The sequence below is a fragment of the Ferrovum myxofaciens genome, from assembly GCF_000735045.1.
Lineage (GTDB): Bacteria > Pseudomonadota > Gammaproteobacteria > Burkholderiales > Ferrovaceae > Ferrovum > Ferrovum myxofaciens.
Genome location: NZ_JPOQ01000113.1, coordinates 1 through 7,273 on the forward strand (window position 1 = coordinate 1; position 7,273 = coordinate 7,273).

A 7,273-nucleotide genomic window follows, 5' to 3' on the forward strand; every position below is an offset into this window, starting at 1 on the left:
AAGCGGTATTGGAAAAATGTGTTGTGGTCGCCATCGTACTTTGCCTCTTCGTGTGGAGGTGCGCCGATTGGCATCATCAAACAATATATCGAGCAACAGCAAACGCCACTATAGGAAACGAAGATGCCGATTGGTGGACAGATCCTTGGGCGGATGCGGTTCGCGCCTTCTTTAGTGAAACCAATCTTGACATGGAACTGCCCGATGTTTGCCCGTGGTCCTTCGAGTCGATAATGGATGAATCCAGGTAGGAAAAAATTAACGGGATATTTACCCCTTTGACTGTTGCAAATATACAACAACCTCTCTGCTCAAAAATACAGATCGGCATATATCACTGGCATCACAGGTAGGAAGTCTTTACACTGTGACGGAATTTGGGTCTGTCTGAAGCAGCACCCATCGGGGAGGCAATGAGCCAGAAACCAGTTACCATTGGTCTGCTGGCGGTAGTCTTAGCGTCACAATAACCAAATCATGGAGAGTACCTATGAAATTCGAAAAGAAATTGCTGGTGTTGGCCCTCATGGGCTTACCCATTGCCTCGGCCTTTGCTGATGGCGTATTGTCCACCACCGAAAGTGATGTCAAATCGGCAGGAACCACTGTAGTCAATGGGGTTGAAACCGCCGGAACCACGGTGGAGAACGGGGCCAAGGATACCATGGATGATGTGGATAATTTCCTGACTCGCTACCACGGTCCCTTCACCGGTGCCTATGTGGGTGCCAAGGCTGGGGTCAATGATTCCAACATGGGCGTGGGCAATGCCGCCGCCTTATCAGGTGGTGCAACCCCTGGAATCCCCAACAATCAAAACTATGGTACGGCTCTTGGGCTTGAGGCCGGTTATGGTTGGGCCTTAGGACGCACCGTTCTGGGCATTGATGCAGGTTATGGCTACAACACCACCGGTCGTTCCAGTTATTTCTCCGGAAACCAAGGTTATGGCAGTCACGACTACGGCTTGGGCCTGAAGTTCGGGATTCCGATAACCGACAAGTTGATGCCTTATGCCAAACTGGGCTATGGTCACCTGGTCGGAACTGGTTCTGCCTCTGGCTTGTCGGGTAATGGAGCCAATGGTGGACTAGGGGTCGAGTATCTGTTTGCCCCTCATTGGAGTGTGGCGGGCGAATGGAACACCATGTCGGTGTCCAATAACTCCAACACCATGAACAACAACGTCTATACCATGGGTGTGAACTACTACTTCGGCGCTGCCAAAGCACCCCGCCATGTTGCCGCCGCAGCACCGGCACCTATGGTTGCCCCCGCTCCAGAACCCGTAGTGGCTCCTCCCGCTCCTGCGCAGCAGGAACGGTGGCGCATCATCACCGAAGAAAAACCCGTCAGTCTCGATGGAGCCAACTTCAAATTCAATTCGGCCGTATTGAACAAGACCGCCGACGAAAAGTTGATGCAAGTGGTGGACTTCTCCAAGAAGTATCCTGAAGCCGATGTCAACGTTGACGGTTATACCGACAGCACCGGACCCAAGGCTTACAACGTGAAGTTGTCCCAACGACGTGCCGATGCCGTCAGGGCTTATCTGGTCAGGAATGGCGTGGCAGCGGATCGTATCCATACCAAGGGTTATGGCATGGCAAATCCCGTTGCTTCCAACAAGACCGCCGAAGGCCGTGCCCAGAATCGTCATGTGGAAGTCCGCTACACAGTGCGTGAAGAAAAGAAAGTTCACGTCATGCAGTAACAACCCAAAAATACAGGATGCCTCGTGCCTCCTGTGCAGCACACTCCAACCCGAGAGATCACATCTCTCGGGTTTTTACTCCTGACCGTCTCCCAATAAAGCGTCTCCCACTCGCTCCAGCCACAAGCGCCTTACTGCCGCATCTACCCCCACCGTCAGCCCCTGCTCATCAAAAAACACACCACGAATCTGGATGGTGGCAACCAAAGCACGGATGAATGCAGACACGCACCCAGGATCCGGACGGGGCGGAGCCATCCAAAAAGCATCCAGCCCATTCTGGGCAGTCAGTCCAGGACTGTGGTAGATCGCCTGCCCCAGAACCGCCACAGGGCAGCCCAACTGCAGAGCACGCACCCCCCGAGGTGCTGTTGACCGTCACCATCCCTTTGGCCTTCTCGATCAAGCGATCGAGATTTCCTCCTTCAAGGTACGTCACGCGCTCTCCGATTCCATAAAAATCCGACCAGTACCGAACTTTTTTGGCCCAATTCCTGAAACCGGGGTCCCAGGGATGACGCTTGATCACCAAACGATCCATCCCGTCGGCATACCGTGCAAAGGACCCTATGACTTTTTCCAGGGCTTCATCCAGGGAATTCAGAGAAGAATAACTGATGATCTGAAAGTCATGTTCCAGTTGCAAGGGAAACACAAAAAAAACCCCTTTCTCCACCAGCACGTCGGACAGTTGTGCCTGAATCCGGTTTTTTTTCAAGTGCATGCGCAGCAAGGTCAGCCCCATGACAGGGAAATACCGGAACGGATGAGGCCGATGGTCGCTTCGTTGATAACGCGGAAAAAATGGCCAAAAGAAAACTGTCGAAAAACTGTACAACAGATCGCCCTTCGCCATATTAAGCGCACTGTCCCGATAGGATTCGGACAGATCCGGTTCAGCCACTCCTCGTGCCAAAACTTCCAAGACCTCGGGATCACGGGGAAAACGGGAGTTTCCTCCCATGCCGTCCTGTTCCAGCGTGATCCAGTCGGGCCGCAGGTAACCAAAATCTGTCACGGTAACCCGCACGCCCAGGGTTTTGGCTACAGCCACCGCCTCCTTGTGGTAACGTCGCTGTTCTCCCAGCAAGACTAGGTCCGTGACCGTTTTTGACTGGCAATAGCGATGAAAAAAATCGCTCCATTGCGCCAGACTGCCCCGGTAAAATCACAGAGTGCCTTCTTCAGTTACGCTGCTGCATGGATGACGAAATCGGCCCGGATCTCTTCGAAAGGAACGAAGATTTTTCCTTCCGGATTTTTCTCGATCAACCCGACCCTGATCAAGGCGTGGGTATCCTCGTGGACACGCTTCACATCCCGATGTAACGTCCTGGAGAGCGCTCGAATGCTCATGGCCCCCTGGGATTGCAGCGCCTCGATCAATTCCCAGCGTTTTGGTGTGATGGCGCGAAAAAGGGCTGCTGGTGACTCGAATTCGAAAAATTCGCCCTGGTATTTTCCGGAATCCCATGTATTCAAAAATTTCCTTCGCAAATCCGCAAGAGTGGCGTTCAAGTCTTTCCTGATGCGAATGGTGGCGGTTTTCATAAGTTGCTCCTTTCCCTGGCGATGTCGGCCAGAAAATCATCCATGAGTTTTTCTGGCCCGGTGAACGCATACCGCTCTTCTCCGCCGCTGGTGTGCCGGTGGTCTCCCTTGGAACGCTCATTGTCATATCCGATGATGCGTCGTCCGAGAAAACCATAAAAAAGCCTGTATTTGTACGGATGAGTGCATCCTTCCACGGGTTCTGGTACTTGCCAGATGACAACCTCGAGGATGGCCCCATCATCAAATTCGCGGCGAAAGCGGTAAAGCGGAGAGGCTTTCATGCGGTCATTCTAGACAACACCAAATTTGTTGTCAAATTAGCCAACATCCGGTTTGTTGCGTACGGGCCACCCAGTTGTTGTCTCCCGCACTCAACACCAGATTTACGCGGATTCTGACAACCATCTACACCGCACGAGGGATGACATCCATGACCACTAAATCCAAAAAACGTCACCCGTTACAAGCCAAAGGCTTTAGCAGTGGGAGGCTTCATGCGTTTGACTTCCGTTCTCGACGTGTATAAGATATTATACAGAGTGAAATGGTGAACGACGAAAAAGAGATTCGCTGGGTGGGTTCCGCCTACAACGACTTGTTGGCATTCCCGGACGAGCCACGTCGCTCCGCTGGTTTCCAGTTGGGCAAGGATGAAGTTGGGTTGGACCCGGATGATTGGAAGCCGTTCGATGATGTCGGGGTTGGCACCAAGGAAATCCGCATTCGGGAGGCCAGTGGCATCTATCGGGTGATGTACGTCGCCAAGTTCGAGGAAGCCGTGTATGTCCTGCACTGCTTCCAGAAGAAGACTCAGGCAACCAGCAAGCAGGACAAGGGTATTGCCGAGGCGCGCTATCGCGCCGTGGTCAACGCGAGAAAGACACGAAAATGAAGATCGACACCGAAATCCGCCATGTGACGAAGGCGGGAGCAAACATTTTCCTGGAGCTTGGCTTCGCACCCGCTGAGGCCAAGCGCTTGCAGGTAGCCTCTCGCAAACAGATCAAAGACACCCAGTTGCTGAAGCAGCAGTTGATGGAAGAGTTGTCCACCTGGATTGCCGAGCATCACCTGAAGCAAGCCGAGGCCGCCGAAATCCTGATGGTCTCGCGCCCGCGCGTGTCCGATGTGGTGAACAAGAAGACGGCCAAGTTCACCATTGACACGCTGGTGGAAATGCTCAGCCGCGTTGGCATATCGGTCAAGCTGGTCATCGGTTGACGCGCTAAACAACTGACTGAAGTGGACCCTTGTGTCAAGACAATAATGCCTTGACACAAGGGTCCACTTCAATATTAGATAATAAACTGATTTAATTACATATTTAATGTCTCGCCGTCACATCCACTGACACTGATGCTGCGCCTGACGGGATCGAGGTGAAAGTCCCTACTGCGGTGGACGGCAAACAAAAATCCCGCGCTCCTCACCGGTTGCGGTACCATGCTCTCCTGCGCACGTTGTTACCCATTCCTTTGAAGATCTATTGATTACTACCCATGCCTCTCATCATTCTGGATGCTGTCTCCTTGGCCTTCGGGCTGGACCCTTTACTCGATCATATCGACTTTCAAATCGATCCCGGCGAACGTATTGGACTGATCGGCCGCAATGGCGGCGGAAAATCCACCCTTTTGCGCATCATACTGGGAATTATCGCACCGGACGAGGGCAAGGTCTGGCGCCAGCCTGGCCTCAGAATGGGCTATGTTCCGCAAGAACCCGAACTGGACCCCGAATCATCGATCTTTGATGCAGTGGCCCAAGGGCTGACAGAATGCGGAATGCCCGTGGCCTCCTATCAGGTGGAACGACAACTGTCCCAGATGGGACTTGAGCCGGAGGGACAGGTCGGACAACTGTCGGGGGGATGGAAAAAACGTGTCGCTCTGGCCCGCGCCCTGGTCAGCGAACCGGATCTGTTGATCCTGGACGAACCCACCAACCATCTGGATGTGGCGGCCATCGAACGACTGGAAGGAGCCTTGAGAAATTTCCCCGGCGCCGTACTGTTCATTACCCACGACCGACATTTTCTGGATCAGGTCGTCACCCGCGTGGTGGAATTGGATCGAGGTCAATTATCGACTTTCGGTATTTCCTTTGCCGACTATCTGCGCCGCAAAGCCGAGCAACTTGCCTCAGAGGCTCTTGAACAGCGTCGTTTCGACAAGTTGCTCAGTCAAGAGGAAGTATGGATTCGCAAGGGGGTCCAGGCACGTCGTACCCGCAATGAAGGACGGGTACGACGACTGGAAGAACTGCGCCGGGAACGTGCCCTGCGCCGTGATCAAATCGGGTCGGTCCGTCTGGCCGTGGATTCCGGGGATCGTTCCGGGGAACTGATCGCCGAATTGCAGGAAGTCACGTTGCGCTACGAAAACCAGATCCTTGTGCAAGGGTTTTCCACCCGCATCCAGCGCGGCGACAAAATCGGAATCATGGGGCCCAACGGTGTGGGGAAAACCACTCTGCTGCGGACCTTGCTGGGATTGCATACCCCCGACGAAGGAACCGTGCGCAGCGGCACCCGCCTGAATATTGCCTACTTCGACCAATGGCGCGAACAGTTGGACCTTTCGGCCACCTTGGTGGAAACCATCAGTCCGGGATCCGATTTTATCGAGATCGGCGGCACGCGCAAACATGTCATCAGTTATCTTGGCGATTTTTTATTCCCCCCCGAGCGGGCACGGGCCAAGGTGGCCTCGCTATCCGGTGGGGAGCGCAATCGCCTGCTCCTGGCGCGCCTGTTTGCCCGCCCGTCCAATGTGCTGGTCCTGGACGAACCCACCAATGACCTGGATATTGAAACCCTGGAATTGCTGGAGTCCCTGCTCATCGAGTATCCCGGCACCCTGTTCCTGGTCAGCCATGATCGTGCCTTTCTGGATGCAGTGGTCACCCAGGTCATCGTCCTTGAGGGTCAGGGCATCGTCACGGAGAATGCCGGGGGTTACAGCGACTGGATCCGTTACCTGGCCCAGCGAAAAAAAATTCAAGCAAACAAAGAATCCCCTGTCAGTGCCGCCTCTGAAACCGGCGGAACGAACCGACCCTCGGCGATCAAACCACGCAAAGCCCAGACCGGGCGGTTGTCCTACAAGGAGCAGAAGGAACTGGAAACCCTTCCAGACACCATCGCCCACCTGGAAAAAGAAGAGGCCGAACTGGCCCAGACCCTGGCGGACGGAACCCTCTACCGCAACTCGCCCGACGAGGTCAAGCGCCTCAGTCAGCGGCAAGCCGAACTGACCCACCAACTGGAACAGGCGTTTCTGCGCTGGGAAGCACTGCAGCAGAAACACGACAAGGAACCATGACCTGCCAAAGTGTCAGATTTTATTACATTTTCGACCGATGATCCGCCCATACAAAAATTTTATTATAAAATATCAACGGGTTGTAAATTCGGCGTAATTTTTGCTTATCTTCCGTGATACCAAGCGTTTCTGTCAAACGACGAAAAAAATCAACCCCACACCGCGAGAATCCCCTCGCTTTAGCCATGGGGAGGAAAGCGGGAAGTTGGTTTTGACTTAGATTTGTCTTGCATTATATATCTAGCATCTGTATAATTAGTACATGAACGATTACACCATAAAATACAAGAGCAACCTGAACGTGGTTTACTCCTGCAAGTACCAGGTTATTTGGTGTCCTAAGTATCGGCGTTCGGTTTTAGTGAAGGGCGTTGACGTTCGTCTGAAAGAGATTATACAAGACGTTGCTACTGAGTATAAATGTGAAATATTGGAACTTGAGGTTATGCCGGATCATGTACATTTACTGGTAGAGGTTGACCCCCAGTTCGGAATACACCGGCTGATTAAGCTGATGAAGGGCAGATCATCGAAACTGATACGCGAAGAATTTAAATGGATAAAGTCGCGGCTACCGACCTTGTGGACGAATAGTTACTTTGTATCGACGATTGGCGGCGCACCGCTTGAAGTGGTTAAACAATATATCGAGCAGCAAAAGCACAAATGAAACGCACCGCCA

The 7,273-nt window shown here is 53.1% G+C and carries 9 protein-coding genes and 1 pseudogene; 6 read left to right on the plus strand and 4 right to left on the minus strand.

Going from position 1 to position 7,273, the window contains the following annotated elements; translation table 11 throughout:
- Positions 1 to 114: transposase (locus IV91_RS17345; protein WP_200874391.1), on the plus strand; the 114-nt coding region annotated here is incomplete at its 5' end.
- A gap of 376 nt (positions 115 to 490) precedes the next feature.
- The gene (locus IV91_RS16905) at positions 491 to 1,714 is read left to right on the plus strand and encodes an OmpA family protein (protein ID WP_051862613.1); all 1,224 of its coding nucleotides are present in this window, start codon (positions 491 to 493) and stop codon (positions 1,712 to 1,714) included.
- 75 nt (positions 1,715 to 1,789) lie between these two features.
- On the opposite strand, the gene IV91_RS19780 is transcribed toward IV91_RS16905, so the two are convergent.
- The 4 genes and pseudogenes from IV91_RS19780 to IV91_RS0111295 all read right to left on the minus strand — a co-directional run bounded on the left by IV91_RS19780 (position 1,790) and on the right by IV91_RS0111295 (position 3,549).
- Positions 1,790 to 2,071, minus strand: a complete 282-nt coding sequence (locus tag IV91_RS19780; RefSeq protein WP_084190070.1) for a capsular polysaccharide export protein, LipB/KpsS family — start codon at positions 2,069 to 2,071, stop codon at positions 1,790 to 1,792.
- 13 nt (positions 2,072 to 2,084) lie between these two features.
- A pseudogene (locus IV91_RS15950) lies at positions 2,085 to 2,804 on the minus strand (capsular polysaccharide export protein, LipB/KpsS family); the annotation flags it as partial.
- 98 nt (positions 2,805 to 2,902) lie between these two features.
- Complete coding sequence (locus IV91_RS0111290) at positions 2,903 to 3,265, minus strand: HVO_A0114 family putative DNA-binding protein (RefSeq protein ID WP_031598446.1); 363 nt, start codon at positions 3,263 to 3,265, stop codon at positions 2,903 to 2,905.
- Entirely contained in the window at positions 3,262 to 3,549 is a 288-nt protein-coding gene (locus tag IV91_RS0111295; protein WP_031598448.1) for a toxin-antitoxin system TumE family protein, read from the minus strand. Before IV91_RS0111295 ends, IV91_RS0111290 begins: the two co-directional genes overlap by 4 nt.
- A gap of 266 nt (positions 3,550 to 3,815) precedes the next feature.
- Between IV91_RS0111295 and IV91_RS0111300 the strand changes: the two genes are divergently transcribed.
- From IV91_RS0111300 to tnpA, 4 genes are all read left to right on the plus strand, one after another.
- Positions 3,816 to 4,160, plus strand: coding sequence for a type II toxin-antitoxin system RelE/ParE family toxin (locus IV91_RS0111300; protein ID WP_150112468.1), 345 nt, complete (start codon positions 3,816 to 3,818; stop codon positions 4,158 to 4,160).
- Complete coding sequence (locus IV91_RS0111305) at positions 4,157 to 4,489, plus strand: helix-turn-helix domain-containing protein (protein WP_031598451.1); 333 nt, start codon at positions 4,157 to 4,159, stop codon at positions 4,487 to 4,489. Before IV91_RS0111300 ends, IV91_RS0111305 begins: the two co-directional genes overlap by 4 nt.
- Positions 4,490 to 4,767: 278 nt before the next feature.
- Positions 4,768 to 6,591 (plus strand): ATP-binding cassette domain-containing protein, encoded by a 1,824-nt coding sequence (locus IV91_RS0111310; RefSeq protein ID WP_031598454.1) that lies wholly within the window; start codon positions 4,768 to 4,770, stop codon positions 6,589 to 6,591.
- 262 nt (positions 6,592 to 6,853) lie between these two features.
- Entirely contained in the window at positions 6,854 to 7,261 is a 408-nt protein-coding gene (gene tnpA, locus IV91_RS0111315; RefSeq protein WP_031598455.1) for an IS200/IS605 family transposase, read from the plus strand.
- The last annotated feature ends 12 nt before the right edge of the window (positions 7,262 to 7,273 follow it).

Coding starts and splice junctions, on each gene's coding strand:
- IV91_RS0111310 (WP_031598454.1), top strand. CDS start 4,768: ATGCCTCTCATCATTCTGGATGCTGTCTCCTTGGCCTTCGGGCTGGAC.
- tnpA (WP_031598455.1), top strand. CDS start 6,854: ATGAACGATTACACCATAAAATACAAGAGCAACCTGAACGTGGTTTAC.
- IV91_RS0111295 (WP_031598448.1), bottom strand. CDS start 3,549: ATGAAAGCCTCTCCGCTTTACCGCTTTCGCCGCGAATTTGATGATGGG.
- IV91_RS0111290 (WP_031598446.1), bottom strand. CDS start 3,265: ATGAAAACCGCCACCATTCGCATCAGGAAAGACTTGAACGCCACTCTT.
- IV91_RS0111305 (WP_031598451.1), top strand. CDS start 4,157: ATGAAGATCGACACCGAAATCCGCCATGTGACGAAGGCGGGAGCAAAC.
- IV91_RS16905 (WP_051862613.1), top strand. CDS start 491: ATGAAATTCGAAAAGAAATTGCTGGTGTTGGCCCTCATGGGCTTACCC.